The sequence below is a fragment of the Thermodesulfobacterium commune DSM 2178 genome, assembly GCF_000734015.1.
In the GTDB taxonomy this organism is placed as follows: Bacteria; Desulfobacterota; Thermodesulfobacteria; order Thermodesulfobacteriales; family Thermodesulfobacteriaceae; genus Thermodesulfobacterium; species Thermodesulfobacterium commune.
In genome coordinates, this window is sequence record NZ_CP008796.1 from 1,603,618 (window position 1) to 1,628,005 (window position 24,388).

A 24,388-nucleotide genomic window follows, 5' to 3' on the forward strand; every position below is an offset into this window, starting at 1 on the left:
CCACACCTTCTTAAGATCCTCGTTTAACTTAAATAGCTTAGACGGTATTTTTCAAAAAGCATTTTTTGTAAATTTTCTATGAATTTAAAGACTTCTTTTAAAAGGTTTAGGTCTCCTTTTTCTAACTCAGATGGGTCTAAATAATCGTGAGGTTCTTGTTCTCGTTTAAAATTATCTATCTGAATTTTAAAACGTAAGGTGGTAAGAAATTTATAAGCCTCTTTCAGGTCTTTAGCTGTTTCAGGTTTAATACTTCCTGAGGATTCTAAACAAGAAATCCGTTTAAACGTATTCATGGTTTTAATCCCCTGTTCTAAACTAAGTACCCTTACCATACAAACCAAAGGTAAAACCCCTGATTTAAACAGGTTTAATTTACCTTTAAAAGGACCAGATTTTTCTACCAGGAGTTCTTTAAACAAACCTAAAGGTGGTTTGAGTTTAACTGCATCCAAGGCTAAATATGGTAAAATACGGTCGTTTTTTTTAATCTTTTGTAAAATATTTTGGTAAAAAAAGTCTGCCTTTTCAGGTTGGATACCTATGAAACGAAGGTCAAAGAAATTAGCTTTTTTACCTATATCTTTTAGGTCAGGATAGGCTATCCAATGAGAAAAAGTTTTTTCCCATTCGTTTAAGGTTTTTACCCAGTAAGGTTGGGTAAGATATTCCTCTTCTATTTCAACCCCTAAAAACTTCAGATTTTTGGCCAATAACAAAGCAACCTCAAAAGCTTCTTCTGAGTTGTTTTTAATTAGAAAAATTTTTAGTTTTGTTTTAAAACTGGCTTCTCTTCTTCCATGGGCTCCGATAACCATTAGGCTTGGTAGAAGAGAAAGGTTTCTTTCAGATAGGGTTAAAAGAACTGCCTTTTTGATGATCCCATCCCTTATTTCAGAAAGATATCTTCCTATCAACTCTGGGTCTTTTTCTTTTATGGCAAAATCTATGGCAGAATAAAAACAGTGGTAATAAATTTTTTTTAGTTCTTCTAAAGAGTTGGTTCTTTCTATTTCTTTAGTTATGGTAATAAGGTTTTTGCTGCCAAGGGAGATGATGTCGGTATCCTCTAAAATACCTACAGGTATTCCTTCATCAACCACCACTATTTTCCTTATACGGTGTTGTGTCATAAGAAGCATAGCTTGAGATAAGGGGGCTTCTTTTTCTAAATACACCAAAGGGAAAGAAGCTATATTTTTGGCTTTAGTTTCTTTTTTATCCAACCCCTGATATAGAAGTTTTTTGATAACGTCCCGCTCAGTTATAATCCCATATCCTTTTTCTAATTTAACTAAACAAGCGGTGACGTTTTTTTCTACCATCTCCTGAATAACCTTTTCTACGGAGTTTTCTCCATCTACGATGACAGGGGGTTTTAGGTTCAATTTTGAGAGAGGGACAGAGCTAAAAGTTCCCCACTGGTCTTTTTTCTGGTTTAAAGCTTCTGCCAGTTTTTGAGCCAGTTTTTGGGTATAAAAACTCTGGACTACTGAATAGTTTTGAAAAAGTTTTAAAAAATCTTCTTTTTTAATTAAAAATACCACGGTATCTTCTACCGCACGGGCTGAATGGTCAAGTTCCTGATCAGTTATTAAGGGTAAATAACCAAAGGTTTCTCCTTCTTGAAGTTGGTCTAAGATAGTACCTTTTTTTTCTAAGACTACATATCCTTTCCTTATAAGATATAAATATTCAGAGAGGTCTTTTTCCCGGTAGATAACCTCGTTTTTAGGATAGACTTTTACCTTTATTTTTTCTACTAAAGTAGATATAACAGATGAGGGGAGCCCCCTAAAAGGGGGTACTTCCCTTATAAACCTTTCTGCATCAAGCATGCTATTCTATCCCCACACCCAGATAGGTTCTAACCTTTTCCTCTTCAAACTTTTCTTGAGCTTCTTTTTCTGGTGTCAAAAGAGATACTAAGATAGCCATGATAAAACTTGCTGGCATAGAAATAAGAGCAGGATTTTTCCAAGGGAAGATGGGAGCAGGGTTTTTAAAAATGTCTACCCAAACAGTGGGACTCAAGATGATAAGCACCACAGAAAGGGTAACCCCTGTCAAGATGCCTGCTACTACACCTGCAGTAGAAAATTTTTTCCAGAAGATAGAAAGAAGCAGAGAAGGAAAGTTAGCACTGGCAGCTATAGCAAAGGCAAGTCCTACCATAAAAGCTACGTTTTGTCCCTTAAAAGCTATACCAAGAAAAATCGCAAGGATTCCTAAGATAAGGGTGGCTAACCTTGCCACTTTTACCTGTTCCTCTTCTGTGGCTCTTCCTTTTTTTATTACGTTGGTGTATAAGTCATGAGAAAGGGCTCCTGCTCCTGCTAAAGTAAGTCCTGCAACCACCGCAAGAATGGTAGCAAAGGCTACCGCAGCAATAAATCCTAAAAATATCGTTCCTCCCACAGCCTCCGCCAAAAGAGGAGCTGCCATATTTCCGCCTTTTTCTATACTTTTAATCAAGTTTTCTCCTACTATAGCAGCCGAACCAAATCCTATGATAAAAGTGAGAATGTAAAAGTAACCGATAAATCCTGTAGCATAAAAAACCGACTTTCTGGCTTCTTTAGCGTCAGGAACGGTATAAAATCTCATAAGTATGTGAGGGAGACCTGCTGTTCCAAACATAAGGGCTATACCAAGAGAAATAGCATCCCATGGATTGGCTACAAGACCTCCTGGAAGAAGCCTTTTTTCTCCATACTTTTCACTGATAAAACCAAACAATTCATTAAAGCTAAAACCAAACTTAACCAACGTGAAAATGGCAAGCACCGTAGCTCCACCAAGCAAAAGACAAGCCTTGATAATCTGAACCCAGGTAGTAGCAATCATGCCACCGAAAAGAACATAAATAATCATTATAGTCCCTACTAAAACCACCGCCAAATCATAGGGTAATCCAAACAAAAGTTTTATAAGAGAACCAGCTCCTACCATCTGAGCAATAAGGTAAAGAAGAACGGTAGCCAAAGACCCAAAAGAAGAGGCAATCCTTATAGGCTTTTGCTTAAGCCTGTAAGCTACCACATCTGCAAAGGTATACTTACCAAGGTTTCTTAATTGCTCAGCTATAAGAAACATCACTATCGGCCAGCCTACCAAAAATCCGATGGAATAAATCAAACCATCATAACCTTTTAACGCTACCAACCCAGCAATCCCAAGGAAAGAGGCTGCACTCATGTAATCTCCAGCCAACGCAAGTCCATTTTGAAATCCAGTGATACTTCTTCCTGCTGCATAGTACTCAGAAGCTGTCTTAGTCCGTTTAGCAGCCAAGTAGGTAATATAAAGAGTAGTTAAAGTAAATAAAAAGAAAAACAAAATAGAAACCACGTTAGGTTGCCCTAAGGTTGTCTGCATTTCCATCTTACATCCCCCTTATTTTAATGTTTTTCTATTTCTCTTTTAATCTCTTCAACCAACCTGTCATAGACGCTGTTTGCCCAAAGGGTATAAACTCCAGTTAACAGCCAGGAAAAAATTATTACTGAAATCCCCAGAGGAATTCCTAAAGGTATTGATCCGGTAACCTTAATGGCTAAAAAATCTTTTTTAAAAGCTAAAAGGTAGATAAAACCATAATAAATTAACAACTGGATAAAAGTAAGAGCAAAAGCTACCTTGTTTTTTTGAGACATTAACGTTTGAAACTTAGGAGAACTTAACACCTCCTTCATATTTAAACACCTCCTTTTTTGAGATTTATTTTCTGATAAAATAGATAGCAATAGTTATGCCAAAACAAAGAATATAGAATTATCAATGATTAGATGGGAAAACACCAAAAATAGTAAAAACTTTGAGGAAAATTTCCTCAATTATTTTTAAAGCCCAAACAAGACAAGAGATGAGATCTTAACTGGGGTATCCCCTTAGATTCTTTACAGGAGATTAGGAAAAGAGGGGTTTCTGGATTAGGTTTGAATGTTTTTTGATAAACAGAGGCTTGACGTTCTACTTCTCTAAAGGATAAAGTATCTATCTTGTTTAAGACTATACAGTGAGGTTTTTTAAGGTGTTTTACAAACTCAACCAGCTGGATGTCTGCTTCATCGGGATTACGTCTTATATCAAAAATAAGTACAAGATTTCTAAAGTCTCTCACTGCTTTTAAATATCCCTCTACCAGGTATTGCCAGTGTTTTTTTACCTCAACAGGGACTTTAGCAAACCCGTAACCAGGTAGGTCTACTAAATAAAACTTAAAATCTATTCTAAAAAAGTTTAAGGCTTTGGTAAAGCCAGGAGTAGAGGACACTTTGGCTACCTTTTTACGGTTTAAAAAGGCATTGATTAAAGAGGATTTACCTACGTTTGACCTTCCTAAAAAGGCAATTTCAGGAAATTCTGGAGGAGGCAGGTCCTCTAACTTAAAAACACTTTTAACAAACTCGATATGCTTAAACATGGTTAGTCTTGTTTTAAGATTACGAGGGCAGGGTTTAAGTAAGCCGGGTTCTGTTACCTGGGGAAATTTTCCCCAGGCGGTGATTATTTCTCTGAGAAGAGGGTTACCCCTCTTCTTAAGCGGCCTACCTGAGCCTTAGCGGGCGGGGCACCCATGGCTCTGTTTGGCCTTGCTCCGGACGGGGGTTGCCGTGCCACCAGGTGTTACCACCTGGTGCGGTGGGCTCTTACCCCACCTTTTCACCCTTGCCCGCACCAGAAAGGAAAAAATCCTTTCTGGCCGCTGGCGGTCTGTTTTCTGTGGCCCTTTCCAGGGATTACTCCCTCCGGGTGTTACCCGGCGTCCTCCCCTGTGGAGCCCGGACTTTCCTCCCCAGGGAATTAATCCCTGGAGCAATCACCTCTTAAACCCTGCCCTCTGTTTTTAAAACATAGGTTCTTTTTAAAATTTTTCAACCAGAACTGACCCGGCTTTTCAAAGTTTGATCCTATCCAAAAAATAGACTCTACGTTAAAATTACCTATAAAATTACCTATAAAACTGTTTCATAAGGAGGCTTAATGTTTGATTTCGTAGGTTGTGGGGCGCTTAATTGGGATATTTTTTTTGAGGTAGAAGACCTTGAGGTTTTAAAGGAAAAAAACATACCAGCTATACCAGGAGGTGAAATAGCCTTAGAAAGAAAGGAATTTTTAGAGGTGCTTAATTTTTTAGAGAAAAAAGGCAACTTTTTGTTTGAAGGAGGAGGTGGGTCTGCAGCTAATACCCTTTATGCCCTTAGTCTTTGGGGGTTTAGGTGTAGTTTTTTAGGGGCGGTGGGAGAAGATTCTTTTGGTAAGAAGATTTTAGAAGAATTTTCTTCGGTAAACCTTGTTTCTGAGTATATCATAAAAAAAGGAACTACCAGTTTAGCTTTGATAATCTTAAGCCCATATCGTGACAGGTTTATCCTCGTAAGTCCAGGGGATGCAGAAAAATACCTCCCTTCCCTTTTATCAACCAAGGTCTTACCTACAGGGGTTTACCACTTTTCTTCCTTTGCCTCTAAAGAAGGAAGAAATTTTCAGCTAAATCTTCTTAGCAAGGTTAATCCTCTTTGTTTTGACCCAGGTAGAATATACACCGCTTTGGGATGGGAGTTCCTTTTGCCTTGGCTAAAAAAGACTAAACATCTTTTTATCACAGAAGAAGAACTGAGCATGTTAGATAAAAACCCTTATGACCTTTTAGAGTTAGGGATAGAAAAGATATTTTTAAAACAAGGCAAAAAGGGAGCAACCTTGGTGAGTAGGGATAGGGTTATCACAGCCTCAAGTCTAAAGATAGAAAAGGTGGTAGATAATACCGGGGCAGGCGATTATTTTAACGCTGGGGTGCTTGCAGGTATAGCCTTAGGATTGCCTGACGAAAGAGCTTTAAACCTTGGGATTTATACCGCAGGAATAAGCCTCAGGGATTACGGAAGAAGGGGTTGCTTAAACAAAAAGGAGTTTCAAAATTATGTAAGTTTGTTAAAATAACAGATGAAAAATTTAAGAAGGTATTAAAATGTCAGAAGTTGACCTAAAATATTTAAAAAGTCTTACTCAAGAATGGTTTAAAGACGCTTTTTATGGAGACCTTTACTTAGAAAGGGTTGAAACTCTTAAAATAGTGGTTGAGCCAGACAGAATAGACGAGGTCAACTGGGGAGTAGAAGAAGGCTCAGCCATAAGAAAAATCACCCCAGAGTTTACCAACAAACTCTATTTTTCTAATGGATTTTTTGAGAAAGGTTTAAGAGAGTTGATTTTACAGACAAAAAGACCTTGTGAGGAAGAGGTTTCTAAAAAACTAACCACCAGGCTTGAATATTTAGAAGAATTAAAAAAGAAGGTTTGGTCTACGAAAGAGATAAAACACTATCGTCTTTTTTATAGCGAGGTCGTAAAAGAAGTATGGATTTTTACCTCAGAGGGAAAATTTTTGTCTGATAAAAGGGAATATACCAAGTTGGGAGTGATAGTGGTTGCAGAAAAGGACGGTAGGCTTGAGAGAGGTTATGAGGTCGCAGGGAGAAAGATGAACTTTGAACAGGTAAAGGATTTAGAAGAGTTTTTAGTTCTTCCTGAACGAGCCTCAAGGTTGGCTGTGAAGATGCTTTCAGCTAAGAAAGCTCCTGCTGGGGTTATGCCTGTAGTTTTAGCAGGTCAGGCAGGAGGAACGATGATACATGAGGCTGTAGGGCATGGTCTTGAGGCAGACCATGCAGAAGAGGGGCTTTCGGTTTATTCAGGTAAAATTGGGGAAAAAGTAGCCAGTCCTTTGATTACGGTGGTTGACGACCCAACGATAGAAGGTCTTTATGGTTCTTATCAGGTGGATGACGAAGGGGTTTATGCTCAACCGGTAGTTTTGATAGAGAACGGAAGGCTTAAAACCTATCTTTATGACAGGTTAACCGCATTTAAGTACCAGAAAACACCTAATGGACATGGAAGAAGGCAAGATTATAGGTGTATCCCTATACCTCGCATGGCCAATACCTATATAGCCAAAGGTCCTCATAAGCCTGAAGAGATCCTTAAAAGTATAGAAAAAGGGATTTTAGTAAAAAAAATGGGCGGAGGGGAGGTTAATCCTTTAACAGGAGATTTTGTGTTTGAAGTAAGAGAGGGTTATTACATAGATAAAGGAGAGATAGCCTATCCTGTTAAAGGTGCTACTTTAGTAGGGAACGGTCCCAAAGTATTAGAAATCATAGACATGGTAGGGGAGGATTTACATTTTGAGCCTGGGGTTTGTGGGAAAGACGGCCAAGGGGTTCCTGTTTCAGACGGCCAACCTACTCTAAGAATCCCTGAGTTGACTGTCGGAGGTATAGTAGAGTAATAAGAGAGGTGAAAAAAGATGTGTGGACTTTTTGGGATATTTGGTGTAGAAGAAGCAGCTAACTATACATATTTTGGGCTTTATTCACTTCAACACAGAGGTCAAGAAAGTGCTGGGATTGCAGTTTATGATGGAGAAACCATAAGAGAGTGGAAGGCCTTAGGGCTGGTAAGTGAGGTTTTTAATGAGGAGATTTTGAAAGGTCTTAAAGGAAAGGTAGCTATCGGTCATGTGAGATATTCTACCACAGGGTCAAGTATAGTACAAAATGCTCAGCCTTTTTGTGTGAGTTTTGCTAAAAAAAAGATAGCCATAGCTCACAACGGAAATCTAGTCAACGCCTATCAGATCAGGTGCTCCCTCGAGGAAGAAGGACATATCTTTCAAACCACGATGGATAGTGAGGTTATTATTCATTTAGTCGTGAGAAACCTTAAAAAAGGTCTGGTAGAGGCTATTGCTGAGACTATGAAAAAAATAAAGGGAGCCTATTCTGTCCTTCTTCTTTACGATGACACCTTGGTTGCCTTTAGAGATCCTTGGGGTTTTCGTCCCCTTTGTTTAGGGATAATTAACGGAGGTTATGTGATAGCCTCTGAGACCTGCGCGTTTGACCTTATCGGGGCTCAGTATTTAAGAGAGGTAGCCCCAGGGGAGATTTTGGTTATAACTCAAGAAGGGCTAAAATCTTATTTTCCCTTTAAAAAAGAAAAGTTTCCCAAGAGTCACTGTGTTTTTGAGTTTATCTATTTTGCCAGGCCTGATAGCCATATCTTTGGCAAAACCGTATATCCTGTAAGAAAACAGTTAGGAAAAAATCTTTATAAAGAATGTCCTTTAGAGGCAGATTTTGTGATGCCCTTTCCTGATTCAGGTACTTATGCAGCCATCGGATATTCACAGGCAAGTGGTATCCCTCTTGAGTTTGGAATGATAAGGAATCATTACATAGGAAGGACTTTTATCCAGCCTTCACAACGTCTTAGGGATCTTTCTGTAAAGATGAAATTAAACCCGGTAAAGGAACTTATCAAAAATAGAGAAATTATTATAGTAGATGATTCCTTGGTAAGAGGAACAACCAGTAAAAACCGATTTAGAGGGATAAAGGAGCTTGGGCCAAAAAAGGTTCATTTTTTGCTTTCTTGTCCCCCGATAAGGTTCCCTTGCTTTTTTGGAATAGATTTCCCTTCAAGGTCAGAGCTTATTGCAGCTAAACATAGTGTGGAAGAAATAAGAAAGTTTTTAGACATAGATACCCTTTATTATCTCAGTATAGAAGGGTTGGTTGATGCGTTAGGTGATCTAAGAAACAAATTATGTTTAGCCTGTTTTACCGGGGAATATCCGATAGAGGTTGATTTTAGTTTTAAAAAAGACATCGCAGAGGCATAAAATGTCAAGTTTTAAAAGTTTACAAGAGTTTTTACAGGTGCTGGAACAGGAAAAGGAGTTAATAAGGGTTAAAGAAGAGGTTTCTCCTGAACTTGAGATAACCGAGATTACCGACAGAGTTTGTAAAAAATTTGGCCCAGCCCTTTTGTTCGAAAAAGTAAAGGGCTATAAAATTCCTGTGGTTACCAACCTTATGGGAAGTTACAAAAGGATATGTTTAGCCCTGAGGGTAAAGGATCTTGATGAGCTTGGAAAAGAGGTTGCCGAGTTTATAGAGGTAACAAAACCTGGGTCTTTTTTTGAGAAATTAAAGCTTGTCCCGAAGCTTTTACGTGCCTCCAATCTTTTTCCTAAAAAGGTTGAAAAAGCCCCCTGTCAGGAGATAGTTTGGGAGGGAGATGAGGTAGATCTCTACAAACTTCCCATACTTAAATGCTGGCCTAAGGACGGAGGTCCTTTTATAACACTTCCTTGTGTGATCACCAAGGATCCTGAAACCGGGACTTATAACGTAGGTATGTACCGGATGCAGGTGTTTAGTAAGAATGAAACCGGTATGCACTGGCAAATACATAAGACCGGGGCTAAGCACTATAGAAAAGCAGAAAAAAAAGGAGAAAGGTTGCCGGTAGCTGTAGCTATAGGCCCTGACCCTGCAATTATCTATGCAGCCACAGCTCCTTTACCTGAAGACATAGACGAGTTTTTGTTAGCAGGATTTTTAAGAAGGTCTCCGGTTGAACTGGTAAAATGTTTGACTGTGCCCCTTGAGGTGCCTGCAGAAAGTCAGATCGTCCTTGAAGGATATGTAGAGCCCTTCGAAAGAAGGCTTGAAGGCCCTTTTGGAGATCATACTGGCTATTACACCCCTCCAGACTATTACCCTGTGTTTAGAGTTACCTGTATCACCTTAAGAAAGGATGCTATCTATCCGGCTACCATCGTAGGTAAACCTCCTCAAGAGGATTGTTTTCTTGGTAAGGCTACAGAAAGGTTGTTTTTGCCTCTGCTAAAAAAGATCCTTCCCGAAATAATAGATATTCATCTTCCTTGGGAGGGAGTTTTTCATAACTTAGCCTTTGTATCAATAGATAAAAGATATCCAGGTCATGCCTTTAAAGTAGCCTCAGCCTTATGGGGCCTTGGGCAGATGATGTTTACCAAAATAATCGTGGTGGTTGACAAAGAGGTAAACGTTCAGAATATAAGTGAGGTGCTGTTTTACATGTCAGGCAACGTAGACCCAGAAAGGGATATCATGATAGTTAAAGGACCGGTTGATGCCCTTGACCATGCAAGCCCTTATCCAGCCTATGGGTCTAAGATGTGTATCGATGCTACCAGAAAATGGAGAGAAGAGGGATATTTAAGGGAATGGCCAGAAGAGGCGGTTATGTCTGATGAAATCAAAGCTAAGGTTGAAAAGGTTTGGAAAAAAATCGAGGAACAGATGAGGAGGTTAAAATAAGATGTTGGTTGGGGTTATCAGTGATACCCATGACAACATTTTTAACACAGAAAAGGCTATAAAGGTTGCTCAACAAAAAGGCTGTGAAATCCTTTTCCACTGTGGAGACCTTATTTCTCCTTTTATGATACCTCTGTTAGCTTCTTTTCAGAAAGAGGTACATCTTATCGTTGGAAATAATCAAGGAGATATAGCCTTGATGTATGAACATCTTAAAAAATATCCGTGGGTTAAGTTTCACGGAGAGCAGGCGTTTTTAGAGATAAAGGGTGTTAATGTAGCGATGGTGCATTACCCTAAACTTGCCTATGTTTTAGCCAAGAGTCATGAGTTTGATTATGTTTTTTGTGGTCATACCCATAAGTTTGAAGTAAAAGAGATAGGAAAGGCCTTGGTGGTGAACCCAGGAGAGGTTTTGGGGAAAGAAGGTGTTCCTACTATGGTAGTCCTTGATTTAACCTCTAAGACCTGGGAAAAATTAGACCTTCTGTAAGGAGGGAGTAAACCATGAGATTAAGCCGATATTTTATGCCTACCCTTCGCGAAGACCCTTCAGAGGCTGAAACAGTTAGTCATAAGTTGCTTTTAAGGGCCGGAATGATAAGAAAGTTAGCCTCTGGAATTTATAATTTTTTACCTTTAGGTTTTAAGGCCTTAAAGAAGATAGAACAAATAGTGAGAGAGGAAATGAATAAGGCAGGTGCTCTTGAAATACTTATGCCTTTGGTCCAGCCTGCTGAACTTTGGCAAGAAACAGGGAGATGGGAGCTTTATGGAAAAGAGCTTTTAAGGATAAAAGACAGAAAGGACCATGATTTTTGTCTTGGGCCTACCCATGAAGAGGTGGTAACCGATATCGTGAGAAGGGATGTTAAGTCTTATAAGGACCTACCTTTAATCCTTTATCAGATTGCGGTTAAGTTTAGAGATGAAATACGTCCCAGGTTTGGTATCATGAGGGCACGAGAGTTTATCATGAAAGATGCCTACAGTTTTGATGCTGACGAAGAAGGTTTAGAAAAAAGTTATCAGAAAATGTACGAAACCTATCATCGGATCTTTGAAAACTGTGGTCTTAAGTTTAAGGCTGTAGAGGCTCATACCGGAGCTATAGGAGGGGATGTTTCTCATGAGTTTATGGTACTTGCAGAAACTGGAGAAGACACCATAGCCTTTTGTGAAGCCTGTGGTTATGCTTCAAACATAGAGTTAACCCCTGCAGAAACTTCAGAAAACTACCCTCAAGAATCACCTAAGCCTTTAGAGAAGGTTTATACCCCAGGGGTAAGGACAGCTAAGGAAGTAGCAGACTTCTTAGGTTTACCTGTGGCAAAAATTACCAAAACCCTAATCTATATCGTAGAAGAAAACGAGGCTGTAGCAGTTTGTATAAGAGGAGACCATGAGGTAAACGAAATAAAACTTGAGAAGATTTTAGGTGGTAAACCCTTTAGGATGGCAAAGGATGAAGAAATAAGAAGAATAGCAGGAGCAAGTCCTGGTTTTATCGGTCCTAAGGGATTAAAGATAAAGATAATTGCCGATAAAAGTTTAGTTGGATATCCTAACTTTGTTATAGGTGCTAATGAAGACGAATATCACTATATCAACGCTAACCTTGGAGAAACCTTTACTCCAGACATGATAGCTGATGTCAGAAAAGCAACGGAAGGAGACCTTTGCCCTCATTGTGGAAAACCATTAAGTTTTTTGAAAGGGATTGAGGTAGGACATATTTTTAAACTTGGCACTAAATACAGCCTTCCCATGAAAGCCATGTTTCTTGATAAAGACGGCCAGATGAAACCTTTTATCATGGGGTGTTATGGTATAGGGGTTAGCAGGGTGCTTGCGGCAACCATAGAACAGAACCATGACGAAAAAGGTATCATTTTCCCCTGGCAAATAGCACCTGTTCAAATAGGAATTATACCTTTAAAAGATAGTTTTAAAGAAAAGGCAGAAAGTTTATACCAGGGTTTAAGTCAAAAGTGGGATGTTTTGCTTGATGACAGAGATGAACGCCCAGGGGTAAAGTTTAACGACCTTGATCTCATAGGGGTGCCTCTGCAAATCATCTTAGGTAAGGCTTTTGAAGAAAAAGGAGAGGTAGAAATCAAGCAAAGGAAGACAGGAGAAAGGGTATATCTTAAGCCTGAGGAAATAGAAAACTACGTCCAAGGGTTTGCGAAAAAGGGAGCTTAGATGAGCCAAAAAATTGTTAAGGCTATAGGGCTTGTTTTTGGAGACATAGGAACAAGTCCTATCTATACCTTACCTGTTATTTTCCTTTTTCTGCCACCCACGAAAGAAAATGTTTTAGGCGTATTATCCTTGATCTTTTGGACTTTGATTATCATCCCTACCATTCAATACACCGTCTTAGCTATGAGTCTTAGTTTGCGAGGAGAAGGAGGCACTTTAATTCTTTCTGAGATTTTGCGTACTTTATTAAGAGGTCGTAAGAGATTTTTAGGCTCGGTGGTTTTTTTGTCTTTTATAGGTATTTCCTTTCTTATGGGAGATGGGGTTATCACCCCTGCCATAAGTATAATGAGTGCTGTAGAAGGAATTTCTTATATCCCTGGGTTAAGACCTTTAGAAAAAACAGAGGTAGTTTTACTCAGTGTGTTAATTGCTTTAGGTTTGTTTTATTTTCAGAAAAGAGGGACAGAAAAGGTTTCAGGGGCCTTTGGCCCTATCATGAGCCTTTGGTTTTTAAGTCTTTTTATCCTTGGTTTTTTAAACTTGTTTTTGAGTCCTGAGGTTATCTTAGCGATAAACCCTTGGTATGCCTTAGAGTTTTTCAAACAAAACGGTTGGAAGGCCTACTTAATCTTAGGAGAGGTTATCCTTTGTGCTACGGGCAGTGAAGCTATGTATGCTGACATGGGGCATCTTGGGGCAAAACCCATAAAAAGAGCTTGGTATTTAGTTCTAACAGCCCTGGTGGTGAACTATTTTGGCCAAGGGGCTTTTCTTTTAAGACATCCGGAGTCGAAAAGCATTCTTTTTGAGATGTGTTTAAATACCTTTGCTTCAGCTTATGTGCCTTTTTTGTGTTTAGCGTTGATGGCAACGGTGATCGCCTCTCAAGCTATGATCAGCTGTATGTTTAGTGTGGTTTATCAGGCGATGTCTGCCAGATATTTGCCTTTAATGAGAGTAAAGTATACTTCTCCTGAGCTACATTCTCAGATTTACATAGGAACGATCAATTGGTTTCTTTTCTTAGCCGTGGTTTTTATCATGTTTGAGTTTCAAACCTCTACCAATTTGGCAGCAGCTTACGGTCTTGCAGTTACAGGAAATATGACCATTACAGGGATTTTTCTCATCACGATTTTTTATCTTAAAAAACGATATTCTTTTTTATTTCTTGCAGTCTTAACCACCTCTATCACCTTTTTATACTTTACTTCAACCCTTTTTAAGCTTCCTCACGGAGGATTTTGGGCTCTGGTACTTGCTGTAATTCCTTTTTCCATAATACTTCTTTATACCCAAGGACAAAAAAGACTATATAAAAGCCTGAGGTTTTTCAATCAGAAAGAATTTGTGACTAATTTTGCTAAATTTTATAAAGAAAATCCTAAAATCCAAGGCAAGGCACTTTACTTTATCCGTGACCCTGAACATTTTCCCCCCTACGTTATCGAAAACATCTTTGTTCATGGGATTCTCTATGAAGAAAACATCTTTGTTTCCCTAATAAGAAAAAACGAGCCTTATGGTATTACCACCAGTTTTTTAGAAGAAATCTGCCCTGGAGCTAAGGTTTTTGAGATTGCTTACGGTTATATGGAAAGGCTCAAGGTTGAAGACATTTTAAAAGAACAGGGTATCAACGAACGGGTAATCTTTTATGGTCTTGAGGATATCGAGACTCAACATCCTGTCTGGAAGGCTTATGCCTTTATCAAACAAATCAGCCCCCATTTTGTTAAATTTCTTAATCTTCCTCCTGCTAAACTTCACGGAGTGTTAACCAGAATAGAGCTGTAAGCTTTTATTCTAAGTCCGTCTGGGAAGTTAAAAGTTTACTGTTTCTAAAGGTTCTTATCAGGTTTGGATGGTGAGAAGGTACGTTCATCTTTTTTAAATGGCAAACCTCACATTTTAAGTTTGCACCTATCGGGAGGATATTTCTCTGGTATTGTAAGGGTTGTAGGTTGTCTATAACCATCCCATAAGGGTTAAAAGCTGGATATAATGCGTGGGGAGAGCCATGACAGACAAGACAAGGTAGTTTTTGTGTGTTATCCTTTCTTACCCGGAAAAGGCCTGAGACATCTTCAGTCCAGTTATTATAACCCTTAGCCTCTTTAGCTGGTTTTTGAAAGCCTTTATGGCAGTTAAGACAGTCAGGTTGCTGTACCCAGGGCTTCCTTGGTGTTATCTGATCTTTAGGTATTGGGGGGTTGAGATGAGCAAGCAAAAATTTGGAAGTTTTTGTGTTCGTTCCCTTGAGAAGAGATGTGGCATGAAAATCTATGTTTCCATGACAATCAACACACTCTAACCCTAATTTTTTATGAATATCTCTGTAACATTTGGTATTACCTTTAGGATGATCAGGATGACATAAATAACAGGCTTTTTCATCTTTATAGGGCATATAGTTTGCATGCCATCCATGGATGGCTGCTGAAAAACTATTATAACCCTTTATTCCTTCACTCCCTACGATAAAATCGGCATGACATTTTTGACAGAAAACAGGTTTCCCTTGAAGAGCAGATTTATAGAAGTTGGTTTGATGGTTTTTATCATGGGCTTTAAGTATGTTAATGGCTGTTTGATCAGAGATACCGGCTACACCATTCCATCTTGGGCTTCCTTCATGACACACATAGCAACGGAACTCAGTTGCTACAGGAGAAACGGCTTTGGTGCGCTGTAAAACTTTGCCTGAAACTTTATCTACAGCTTCTATCTCAAAAACAGGATAAGGGTTATATGTACCGTCTTTTTTATAAGGTAAAACCGGGATCCCCTTAGCTATAAAAATTTTTCTTTTTTCATCCCAATCGAAAGTACCGTTAAGTCCTTTTCCAGTTAAACCTAAATCCTTAGGAACGGTTTGGTTAAAAAATTCTGTAGCATAATCCCAGAAAAGGACATGTTTAGAGGGTGTTTTAAAACCAGGTTCAACTTTGTAAACTAATTGAACTTTTGTGTTATCAAGCATTTCAGGTTTAGGCCCTCTCTTAATAACCAAAGCTTCAAAAGTGCTTCCAGGATATAAGAAACTAAACCATCTGTCTGCATCGGTAACACATTTCATACCCAGAGGACTAAAAACAAAGATGACATACTGGTCTTTTTGTGGGTCAAAGGTAAAAGGTTGAGTTTTAAGTTCTCTGATAACAGGTTTAAGTTCAGGGGGATTTTCAGGTTTTCTTAAAAGTTCTTTAACAAGAAATGTAGCAAGAGCTTCTCTCTCTTTTTCTGTACCTATAAATTTAGGCATATAACCAAGAACTTTTCCTTGTCCATATAACTGGGAAACCATTCCAAAGTAGGTAAACCCCCGGGCTTTTTCAACCACATCGTTTCTTAGCCCTTTTATGGTGTGGCAGGATAGACATTGTAGGTTGAAAATTTCTCTCCCCGCCCAAATTTTATTATCTTCTGTAACTTCTTTAACCATAGCCCATCTTGCATGTTTTAAAAAACCTTCGCTGTTAAGTTTCTTTTCCTCCTCAACCCTTATCCCAAAAGAATAAAGATAACCATATATTACATAAGGTCTTCGTGCATACTCCCTTATATGTTCAAAACTACCTAACCATAGCAACCCTATAAAAAGAAGGAGAAAGGCTAATACCCTTTGTAAACCAGGATTGACTTTTACTAAAAAAGCAAGAGAAATTAAATAAATAAACGCAGAGGAAACATAAAGAAGTTTTTTAGCCATCAGAACCTGTCTGTTAAACACAAAGTTAAACACTTTAGATAGTTCTGGGACGGTTAGAAAGTACCAAATACTTGAAAAGAATATAAAGGGAAAGGCTACATAAAGCCATTTTACGTTATATTTTAAAAGAAAAGATCTTTTATCCTTGGGAGAGAAAAATAGAGTACTAAAAATTCCAAAGATACCTGCTAACATAATAGAGATACCTGTTCTGAAAAATAGGCTTGGAAAGCTTGAAGGATTAAAAAAACCGTGCCAAGGATTTCTGGTTTCTAACCATTTTCCAGGAGTTAACATAAAACAAATAATACCGTTTATGACAAATAAGCTCATCCAGGCAGAGATGGCGTATAGCAGCGCTACCCTAAGACGCAGTTTGTCAGACAATTCATCGAACTTGTAGTGGTATATCAAAAGAGCTACTATTTCCACAAAGAAAAACACCCATTCTATAGCCCAGAAGAAAACAAACTGATTTATAAGGATTGAGGTAGCCTCAGGGCTTGCAATCCCTATGATAAACCAAATACCTACTCCAGAAACCCCGCCCAAAACCATCGTGATCAAAAGGAAAAACCAGGTATGTTTACGCACAAATTCTCGTAAGTCTTGATCGTTGGTCAACACAGAAAGTCTGTCTGTATACCAGAGAAAGATTCCTCCTCCTACGGCAAAATGAGAAATAAAAACATGAAAAACCGCAATAATTGCTACCCAAAGCCCAGGATTTATAAAATAAGTTTCCCAAACAGGATAGTTCATACTTTTCTTCCTTCCTGCTTAGAGAAACTATGTTTTAAAAAGTAATACACTGTAACAATTCCTAACCCCAAAAACAGTAAAAACAACAAGAAAACATCCATTTGAGGAGAAAATTGCAACAGTTCTGTTTGATAGTAAGAAGACAACTGAAGGGTTCTTAAGTTAAACCTGTTTACTACCATAAAAATAAGGGTAAGTATAAAAAACGATGTGGTTAGTTTTAAGTGATGCTTTTTACTAAAATATAGAGAACCGATAACAAAAACAATGCTTAAGTAAAAAAAGAAAGCAACTTTTGGGGCATTGCCTAAAAATAAGCCTCTTATCTCTGAAGGTAGAGATAATAGAAAAGCTATTCCTACTCCTATTTGCAACAGGGTTAAGTAAAAAAATAGGTTTAGCCCTTTTATAAGGCATATTTTATCGTTTTTATAATGTCCCAAAACCCCTAAGCTCAAACCGCTTACAGCCAAAGACCCTGCCAAAAAATGTAGATATTTAAAATATAGATAAGGTATATCTAAGGGCAGATAGGTGCCTTTTCTATTAGCAAAATAGACGTGCCATTTTTCTGGGTTTTCCAGAAGGGTAAGGTTGCTTACCAAGATAAAGGCTATATAAAGAAGGATAAAAGCCTGAATAAAAATAAAAGGTTTAAAAGGCTTTTGAGAAGAACTTTTCTTAGAGATGAGGTAAGAAAGATAGTAGACAAAGATAACAGAAGGGATGATAAGCATCCAATGGGTAGCAAGTATGATAGAACTCGTATAAAAAAGAGGTCCGTATACTACCTGAAGGAAAAGAAGGGCAGGGATGGCCATGTTGATAGCTAAGGCAAACAGAATCGGTTTTTTCTTAAAAAAAAGACGAGCAGTTTCCGGAAGGAAGGTTTCTTTTAACTGTTGGTATGTAAAAAACAGCGACCATCCTAAAATAAGATTGATAAGCAAGATATGGACGAGAAAAAAGGTATGCTCCAGAAAATTCAAGATTGAAGGATAAAAGGGAAGTTTTTCAGGATAAAAAACCAAACTTTCCATATAAAAAATTTTAGAAAAAGTTTAAAAATAAGTCAAGAAAAAATCGCAATTGTAGATAGATTTAAAATTAAAAATTTTTTTTATAACATCTTTTTTAAATCATTAAAAAAGGAGACACTACCAAAGCTTGCATAGAATTGAAAAAATTAGAAAACAATCCTGATTTACACCAGCAAATAACTCTTCTTAAAGAATTTTGCCAAAAATAATCACACTTAAAGTTCTTTGATTTCTTCCCAGGATAAAAGATGAACCCCTTTTTCCTGTAATAAATCTATGGTTTTATCTAAGTTGTTAGTCCTTAAAACCACCACTGCTTTTTCTCCAGATTTTTCTACAAAAGCATAGATATACTCTACGTTTATGTCTGCATCGTAAAGATGTTTAAGTACTCCTGCCAGTCCTCCAGGTTCATCTTTTATCCCTACGGCAACCACGTTGGTTATCTTAGTGGTAAACCCTGCTTCTTCTAAAACTTTTTTAGCCTCCTCAGGTTGTGGCACTATCATTCGTAGAATTCCAAATTCAGAGGTGTCAGCTATAGACAAAGCTCTTATGTTTATCCCGTGGTCTGCTATAGCCTTTAAAGCTTCATAAAGCCTACCTTTTTTATTTTCTAAAAACACCGATATCTGTTTAATCTTCATACCAATCCTCCTGGTTTATTTAAGATTACGTTTGTCGATGATCCTTTTGGCTTTACCCTCACTTCTCGGGATAGATTTAGGTTCAACCAACGTCACCTTAACCCTTACCCCAACCGTTTGTTCTATCTTCTTTTCTAAACGTTTTCTTAGGGTTTCTATCGTTTTTACGTCGTCTGAAAAGATTTCCTTAGACATCTCTACTTGTACCTCCACTTCATCCAGATAATGAGGACGGGTAAGGATGATTTGATAATGAGGTTCTACCCCCTGTACCTCAAGGATAGCCTGTTCTATTTGATATGGAAAGATCATCACACCCCTTACCTTGATCATGTCGTCAGACCTTCCTTTAATCCGTTCTATCTTTGCCAGGGTCCTTCCACAAGCACATTTTTCTCTATGGAGGGTGGTGATATCCCTTGTCCTAAACCTTATCATCGGCATACCTTCTCTGGTTAAACTAGTTAAAACTAACTCTCCTTCTTGTCCCTCAGGCAGAGGTTCTCCTGTTTCAGGGTCTATGATTTCTGGGTAAAAATGGTCCTCCCACACATGAAGGCCTTGCTGAGCAGGACATTCATGGGCTACTCCAGGCCCGATAATCTCCGTTAATCCATAAACATTGTAAGCTTTAATCCCCATTCTTCTTTCTATCTCCTTTCTCATTTCTTCAGTCCACATCTCTGCGCCAAAACTTCCTATTCTAAGCTTTAAGGTTGAAAGGTCTATACCCATCTCTTCTTTTGCATACTCAGTCAGATAAAGAGCGTAAGAAGGTGTACAGGCTAAGAAGGTGGTTCCAAAATCTTTCATAAGTTCTATCTGCCTTCTTGTATTTCCGGCTGAAGCAGGAACTACCGTTGCTCCTATTTTCTGAGCTCCATAATGAAAACCTAACCCTCCGGTAAACATACCGTAACCATAGGCTATCTGAACGATATCGTCCTTGGTAGCCCCTACCATAACCAAACAACGGGCCATTACTTCAGCCCAAAGGGCGATGTCTTTAACCGTATATCCGGCAACCACAGGTTTTCCAGTGGTACCACTTGAGGTATGAATTTCGACTATCTCTGAGAGAGGTACGGCAAACAATCCAAAGGGATAAGCCTCTCTCATATCAGTCTTACTGGTAAAAGGAAGGTATTTAATATCTTCCAAAGACCTGATATCTTCAGGCTTAATCCCTGCTTCATCAAATTTTTTACGATAAAAAGGCACTTTTTCGTAAACTCGTCTGACTACCTCTTTTAACCTTTGAAGCTGGATTTCTCTTAATTTTTCTTGGTCTATGCATTCTAACTGCTGGTCCCAAAACATCGTATTTATCCTCCTTCCACACATTTTTTATTTTTTATATATTAGACAAGCTTTAAAAGTTCAAATCCGTTGTCTTTTAGTTTTTCAAGGACTTCTTCAAAATTTTCTACCTCAAAAATAAAATAGGCCTTTTCCCTGCTTTCTGCTACATAAACCAAAGCATTTTCTATGTTTATTCCTTTAGAAGAAATAAACTTTACTACTTCATAGAGACCACCTGGTTTGTCTTTCATCTCAATACCTAATGCAGGGTTTAAAGCTACCACAAACCCATTTTTTTTGAAAAGTTCATAGGCTTCATGAGGTTTGTCTACTAAAAATTTTATGATACCAAAATCTTTGGCATCTGTGATAGAAAATCCAAGTATGTTGATGTTTGCCTCTGCCAGCAGTTTGGTAATTTTTTCAAGCTTGCCAGGTTTGTTTTCCACAAATATAGAGATAATTTCTACCTTATACATAAAAGCCTCCTAAATGTTTCTGAATTTATAAAGTCCTTTTATCTATCACCCTTTTAGCTTTACCTTCACTTACAGGTAAAGTTCCAGGTTCTAACAACTCTACCTTAGGCTTAACCAAGATAGCTTCTCTCAGTTTTTCTACTATTTCTTCTTTTAGTTTAAGCAACCTTTCTATTCTTCCGTCAAAAAATTCTCTGTCTATTTCTACCTTCACTATCATTTCATCGTAGTTTTCAAGCACTATCTGATAGTTTTGAGCTACTCCTTTGATACCCATCAACACAGCTTCTATCTGCTGCGGAAAGATGTTTACCCCTCTGACGATGAACATATCGTCTGCACGTCCCAAAATCCTGCTAATTCTTCTATGGGTCCTTCCACAGGCACAAGGTTCTGTAAAAAAGAACGTGAGGTCCCTTGTTCGATAGCGAATAAGAGGCATTCCCTCACGGTTAAGTGAAGTTAACACTAATTCTCCTATCTCCCCTTCTTTAACAGGATCTCCGGTTTCAGGGTTTACGATTTCTACTAAAAAGGCATCTTCCCATATGTGTAGTCCCTCTTTATACACACACTCAAATCCTACTCCAGGACCTCCCATCTCAGATAAACCATAACAATTGTAAACGTCAATCCCTAAGAGTTCTTCTATTTTTTTTCTGGTTTCTTCAGTATAAGGTTCTGCTCCTAAATAGGCTCTTTTAAGCTTTAGGTCCCTTCTTGGGTCAAGGCCTTTGTTTAAGATTACAGAGGCTACATAAAGGGCATAGCTTGGGGTCATGTGAAAACAAGTAGTACCAAAGGTCTTCATAAGTTCTATCTGTCTTTCCGTATTCCCAGGACCAGCAGGAATTACCAAAACCCCTAATTTTTCAGCTCCGTAATGCATTACCAAAGCTCCGGTAAAAAGTCCATAGGTCATAGAGTTTTGAAGAACATCTCCTCGTGTGGTGCCTGTCATAACTAAATTCCTTGCGATCAACTCTGCCTGAGCGTCTATATCCTTTTTGGTAAAAAATAAAGCCTTTGGTTTCCCGGTGGTACCACTTGAGGTGTGTAGTCTTACCACCTCTTCTAAAGGTACGGCTAAAAGCCCATAAGGATAGTCTACAAACAAGTCTTCCTTGGTGGTAAAAGGTAATCTTACCACATCTTCTAACGACTTTATGTCTTCAGGTTTTACCTTTGCTTCTTCAAACTTTTTACGATAATGGGGTACCCTTTCATAAACTAACGTTACCACCTTTTTAAGTTTTTCTAACTGCAGGGCTTTTAGATCTTGTTGAGGCATAGTCTCTATCTTTGGATCCCAAAAGTTTACCTCCACCTTTCCACCCTCCTAAGGTTTATCAATTTTAGTTTTCGTAAATGATTTTTCCCATATGCCTTACGTCGTATCCTCCTAAGTTTACCACCATCTTTTTAAACTCTTCGTCATTTCTGATTATGTCTAAAAAGGCCTGAACCATCTCTAAGTCTAAAAATTCCTTGGGAATAAGGATATCATAACGTTCTTCTGCTAAAGGTATAAAATCTAAATCTAAAGCCTTAGCCGCCGCATAAATCCCAAGCCCTACATCAGCCCTTCCACTCGCAACCGCCTGAGCTACTCCCATATGAGTATATTCTTCTTGGTCATAACCTCTTATCTGAGAAGGATTTATTCCTAAATCCTTCAAATGTTTGTCAAGAAGAAGCCTTGTTCCTGAACCAGCTTGTCTGTTGATAAACACCACATCTTCTCGAGTAAGGTCAGAAAAACTAAAGATGTTTTTAGGATTACCTTTTTTTACGATAAACCCTTGTATCCTGTAAACTAGATTTACCAATACTACCGAACGTTCAGGCAAGATTCTTTTAATAAAAGGTATGTTATATTCTCCGGTTGTTTCATCTAAAAGGTGTGTGCCTGCAAGATGGGCTTCTCCTTTCTTGATAGCTATAAGACCTCCCATAGATCCTACATGAGCTGAAGAAAGAGAAATATGAGGATATTTCCTACGTAAGAAGTTGTAGACCACATCAAGGGTATTGTCATGGCTTCCTATACACACTAAGGTGTAATCTATCTCTTCTTTGTTTCTCCAGAGAAACACCTCTACCTCTTTCCCAGGAGAAAATCCCTCAATACCTGCTGGGATCCATAGATAACCGTCTGCCCTAACCACTGACATAAGTAATCCAGCTCCTCTCCCCAAAGGAGAAACTATGTACTTTTCTCCTACCTTTCCCACCTTTACCCTTACAAATTCATCTACTCCTACAGGAGAAGAAAGTTGACGAGAAAGAAGGCCTTTGATCTTTTCTTCCTTGGGTAGTTTAGCCCCTAAGTAAAGCTCAATAAGAGGTCTTACAAAAAGTTGATAACAAAAGATGGCTGAAACTGGATAACCAGGTATTCCTAAAACAGGTTTATTTTTACAAAAACTTGCGATAAAGGGCTTCCCTGGTTTGATAGCTACCCCGTTAATTATAACCTCTCCTAACTCACTTAACACCTTATAGGTAAAGTCTTCCTTACCATAGCCTGAACCAGCATTTAAGAGTACCATATCATTTTCTATCAAAGCTTTTTCTATAGAAGATTTTATAGAAAACTCATCATCTTTAGCTATAGGATAAACTTTAACCTCAGCTCCGTCTTTTTCTAAAAGTCCTTTCAAAACAGAAGAGTTATATTCTATCAAGCTGGGTGGGTTAAGACCTTCTTTTTCAGCCTCTTCAGGAGTTAACAATTCAGAACCTGTAGGAATAATGCCTACCTTGGGTTTTTTTCTTACTACAACCTCTAAGATACCACTTGCCAACATAGCCCCGATTTCAAAGGGTCTTATAAAATGATTTTCTGGAATGATCATCTCAGTAGCCACGATGTCTTCTCCCACAGGACGGACGTCATGGTAAGGGGGATAAGATTTGTATATCTCGATAAAACCTTCTTTAACATTAACCTCTTCTACCGGAATAACTGCATCAAACCCCTCAGGTAAAGGGTCACCTGTCTCTATCCAGAGGGCTTGCTCTCCTATTTTTAAAAGCACAGGGTCTTTTTCTGTAGCGTTAAAGGTATCTTTAGAATGAACAGCATAACCATCCATCGCAGCTGAATGGAAATAAGGAGACGAACGTTTAGCAAATACAGGCTCTGCTGTGACCCTTCCTAAGGCTTCTTTAACCTTTATCTTTTCTGCAGGAAGAGGATGAAATACCCTTTGTTTAAAATTTTGGATCAAGCTGTGTAAAGCTTCCTCAAGACTTAAGATTTCATGAAAAACCTTTTTTCCCATTACTTAATCTCCCTTATCCCTAAAATGTTAGGAGACCTTCTAATAAAGCCACGTTCCTGGGCAACTACCTCTAAAGGAAGGCTTATCAGGTCTATAAGATAAGGGTCAGGATATTTTAAATACAAGGGAATGGTTTCTTTAAAACTTTTTACATAACTTTTGCAGTCCTTACAAAGTTCAACCCTTATTTCATCTTCATCTACCAAAAGGTCTATCTTTTCACAGCTAGTATGACCACAATAACCGCATCCAATCCTTGGTCCTTCTTCTTTATAACCACAAACAGGACAAAGAAAATAACGTTTGTTGTTTTCATCTATAACCGATAAAGAATAAAACTCTCCACATACAAGGCATCTTTTCCGATCTTCTGAATTGGGCTTATTCTTTCTATCTTCTAAAGCAAGTTTTCTAAAAAGAGGCATACTTAACAAAAAGAGCATTCTCTTTATCTCTTCCTCAGAACTTTCTTCCCCAAAGAAGGCTATTTCCCATAATTTTTTAGGATAATACAAGACCTCTTCTTCTTTACCTTCTAACCCCTCTTTTAAAAAAGAAATAAATTCATAAGGTACCTCAAAGGTTTTTCCAAAAATCTCTAAAAGTTTATCCAGGCTTTTTACAGGATCCTCGGTTTTAAGAATTTTTTCACATTCTTTGTTAAACCCTGCTACCTTGTCATATAAACTTAAAACCTCTTTTAAATGTGGTTTTTCTGTGATAAGTTTTTCTATCCAAATCTTTAAATCCATTTTTTTCTCCTTCTTGTTTTTGATTGAATTTTTGACCAC

Annotated in this window: 19 protein-coding genes and 1 other RNA gene; 7 read left to right on the forward strand and 13 right to left on the reverse strand. The window is 38.2% G+C overall.

From position 1 onward, the window contains the following. Positions 1 to 23 precede the first annotated feature (23 nt). The 5 genes from HL41_RS08105 to rnpB all read right to left on the reverse strand — a co-directional run bounded on the left by HL41_RS08105 (position 24) and on the right by rnpB (position 4,838). Positions 24 to 1,838 carry a putative nucleotidyltransferase substrate binding domain-containing protein gene (locus HL41_RS08105; protein ID WP_038061304.1) on the reverse strand — a complete coding sequence of 605 codons (1,815 nt, stop codon included), beginning with the start codon at positions 1,836 to 1,838 and terminating at the stop codon, positions 24 to 26. Position 1,839: 1 nt separating this feature from the next. Then, positions 1,840 to 3,378, reverse strand: coding sequence for a cation/acetate symporter ActP (gene actP / locus HL41_RS08110; RefSeq protein ID WP_081856539.1), 1,539 nt, complete (start codon positions 3,376 to 3,378; stop codon positions 1,840 to 1,842). A 23-nt stretch (positions 3,379 to 3,401) separates the two neighbouring features. Then, positions 3,402 to 3,695, reverse strand: coding sequence for a DUF485 domain-containing protein (locus HL41_RS08115; protein WP_000665914.1), 294 nt, complete (start codon positions 3,693 to 3,695; stop codon positions 3,402 to 3,404). Positions 3,696 to 3,832: 137 nt separating this feature from the next. Further along, the gene (gene yihA / locus HL41_RS08120; RefSeq protein ID WP_000472457.1) at positions 3,833 to 4,426 is read right to left on the reverse strand and encodes a ribosome biogenesis GTP-binding protein YihA/YsxC; all 594 of its coding nucleotides are present in this window, start codon (positions 4,424 to 4,426) and stop codon (positions 3,833 to 3,835) included. 25 nt (positions 4,427 to 4,451) lie between these two features. Next, positions 4,452 to 4,838: RNase P RNA component class A (gene rnpB, locus HL41_RS09210), an RNA gene on the reverse strand. 148 nt (positions 4,839 to 4,986) lie between these two features. Between rnpB and HL41_RS08130 the strand changes: the two genes are divergently transcribed. The 7 genes from HL41_RS08130 to HL41_RS08160 are packed head-to-tail and all read left to right on the forward strand — an operon-like array spanning position 4,987 to position 14,165. Beyond that, positions 4,987 to 5,946: a carbohydrate kinase family protein gene (locus HL41_RS08130; RefSeq protein ID WP_038061315.1), complete on the forward strand. Its 960-nt coding sequence runs from the start codon at positions 4,987 to 4,989 to the stop codon at positions 5,944 to 5,946. Positions 5,947 to 5,974: 28 nt separating this feature from the next. Then, a complete protein-coding gene (locus HL41_RS08135) occupies positions 5,975 to 7,297 on the forward strand; it encodes a TldD/PmbA family protein (RefSeq protein ID WP_081856513.1) in 1,323 nt (440 codons plus the stop codon). Between the two features lie 18 nt (positions 7,298 to 7,315). Continuing rightward, entirely contained in the window at positions 7,316 to 8,692 is a 1,377-nt protein-coding gene (gene purF, locus HL41_RS08140; RefSeq protein WP_038061318.1) for an amidophosphoribosyltransferase, read from the forward strand. 1 nt (position 8,693) lies between these two features. Then, a complete protein-coding gene (locus tag HL41_RS08145; RefSeq protein ID WP_038061321.1) occupies positions 8,694 to 10,160 on the forward strand; it encodes a menaquinone biosynthesis decarboxylase in 1,467 nt (488 codons plus the stop codon). Position 10,161: 1 nt separating this feature from the next. Then, on the forward strand, positions 10,162 to 10,653 hold the full coding sequence (locus tag HL41_RS08150; protein WP_000960101.1) for a metallophosphoesterase: 492 nt from the start codon (positions 10,162 to 10,164) through the stop codon (positions 10,651 to 10,653). Between the two features lie 14 nt (positions 10,654 to 10,667). Then, positions 10,668 to 12,365 carry a proline--tRNA ligase gene (locus tag HL41_RS08155; RefSeq protein ID WP_038061325.1) on the forward strand — a complete coding sequence of 566 codons (1,698 nt, stop codon included), beginning with the start codon at positions 10,668 to 10,670 and terminating at the stop codon, positions 12,363 to 12,365. Next, positions 12,366 to 14,165 (forward strand): KUP/HAK/KT family potassium transporter, encoded by a 1,800-nt coding sequence (locus HL41_RS08160; protein WP_038061327.1) that lies wholly within the window; start codon positions 12,366 to 12,368, stop codon positions 14,163 to 14,165. Between the two features lie 4 nt (positions 14,166 to 14,169). Here the strand turns inward: HL41_RS08160 and HL41_RS08165 are convergent, their stop codons facing one another. The 8 genes from HL41_RS08165 to HL41_RS08200 form a co-directional block, all read right to left on the reverse strand. After that, positions 14,170 to 16,842: a cytochrome ubiquinol oxidase subunit I gene (locus HL41_RS08165; protein ID WP_038061330.1), complete on the reverse strand. Its 2,673-nt coding sequence runs from the start codon at positions 16,840 to 16,842 to the stop codon at positions 14,170 to 14,172. Continuing rightward, positions 16,839 to 17,882: a hypothetical protein gene (locus HL41_RS08170; RefSeq protein ID WP_038061332.1), complete on the reverse strand. Its 1,044-nt coding sequence runs from the start codon at positions 17,880 to 17,882 to the stop codon at positions 16,839 to 16,841. Before HL41_RS08170 ends, HL41_RS08165 begins: the two co-directional genes overlap by 4 nt. 215 nt (positions 17,883 to 18,097) lie before the next feature. Then, the gene (locus HL41_RS08175) at positions 18,098 to 18,529 is read right to left on the reverse strand and encodes an ACT domain-containing protein (RefSeq protein WP_028841167.1); all 432 of its coding nucleotides are present in this window, start codon (positions 18,527 to 18,529) and stop codon (positions 18,098 to 18,100) included. A gap of 15 nt (positions 18,530 to 18,544) precedes the next feature. Further along, positions 18,545 to 19,849, reverse strand: coding sequence for a phenylacetate--CoA ligase family protein (locus HL41_RS08180; RefSeq protein WP_038061335.1), 1,305 nt, complete (start codon positions 19,847 to 19,849; stop codon positions 18,545 to 18,547). Between the two features lie 41 nt (positions 19,850 to 19,890). Then, positions 19,891 to 20,310: an ACT domain-containing protein gene (locus HL41_RS08185; RefSeq protein ID WP_038061338.1), complete on the reverse strand. Its 420-nt coding sequence runs from the start codon at positions 20,308 to 20,310 to the stop codon at positions 19,891 to 19,893. Between the two features lie 25 nt (positions 20,311 to 20,335). Further along, complete coding sequence (locus tag HL41_RS08190) at positions 20,336 to 21,601, reverse strand: phenylacetate--CoA ligase family protein (protein ID WP_038061435.1); 1,266 nt, start codon at positions 21,599 to 21,601, stop codon at positions 20,336 to 20,338. A gap of 64 nt (positions 21,602 to 21,665) precedes the next feature. Next, positions 21,666 to 23,597 carry a molybdopterin biosynthesis protein gene (locus tag HL41_RS08195; RefSeq protein WP_051754607.1) on the reverse strand — a complete coding sequence of 644 codons (1,932 nt, stop codon included), beginning with the start codon at positions 23,595 to 23,597 and terminating at the stop codon, positions 21,666 to 21,668. Next, the gene (locus tag HL41_RS08200; protein WP_038061341.1) at positions 23,597 to 24,349 is read right to left on the reverse strand and encodes a formate dehydrogenase accessory protein FdhE domain-containing protein; all 753 of its coding nucleotides are present in this window, start codon (positions 24,347 to 24,349) and stop codon (positions 23,597 to 23,599) included. Before HL41_RS08200 ends, HL41_RS08195 begins: the two co-directional genes overlap by 1 nt. Positions 24,350 to 24,388: the final 39 nt, after the last annotated feature.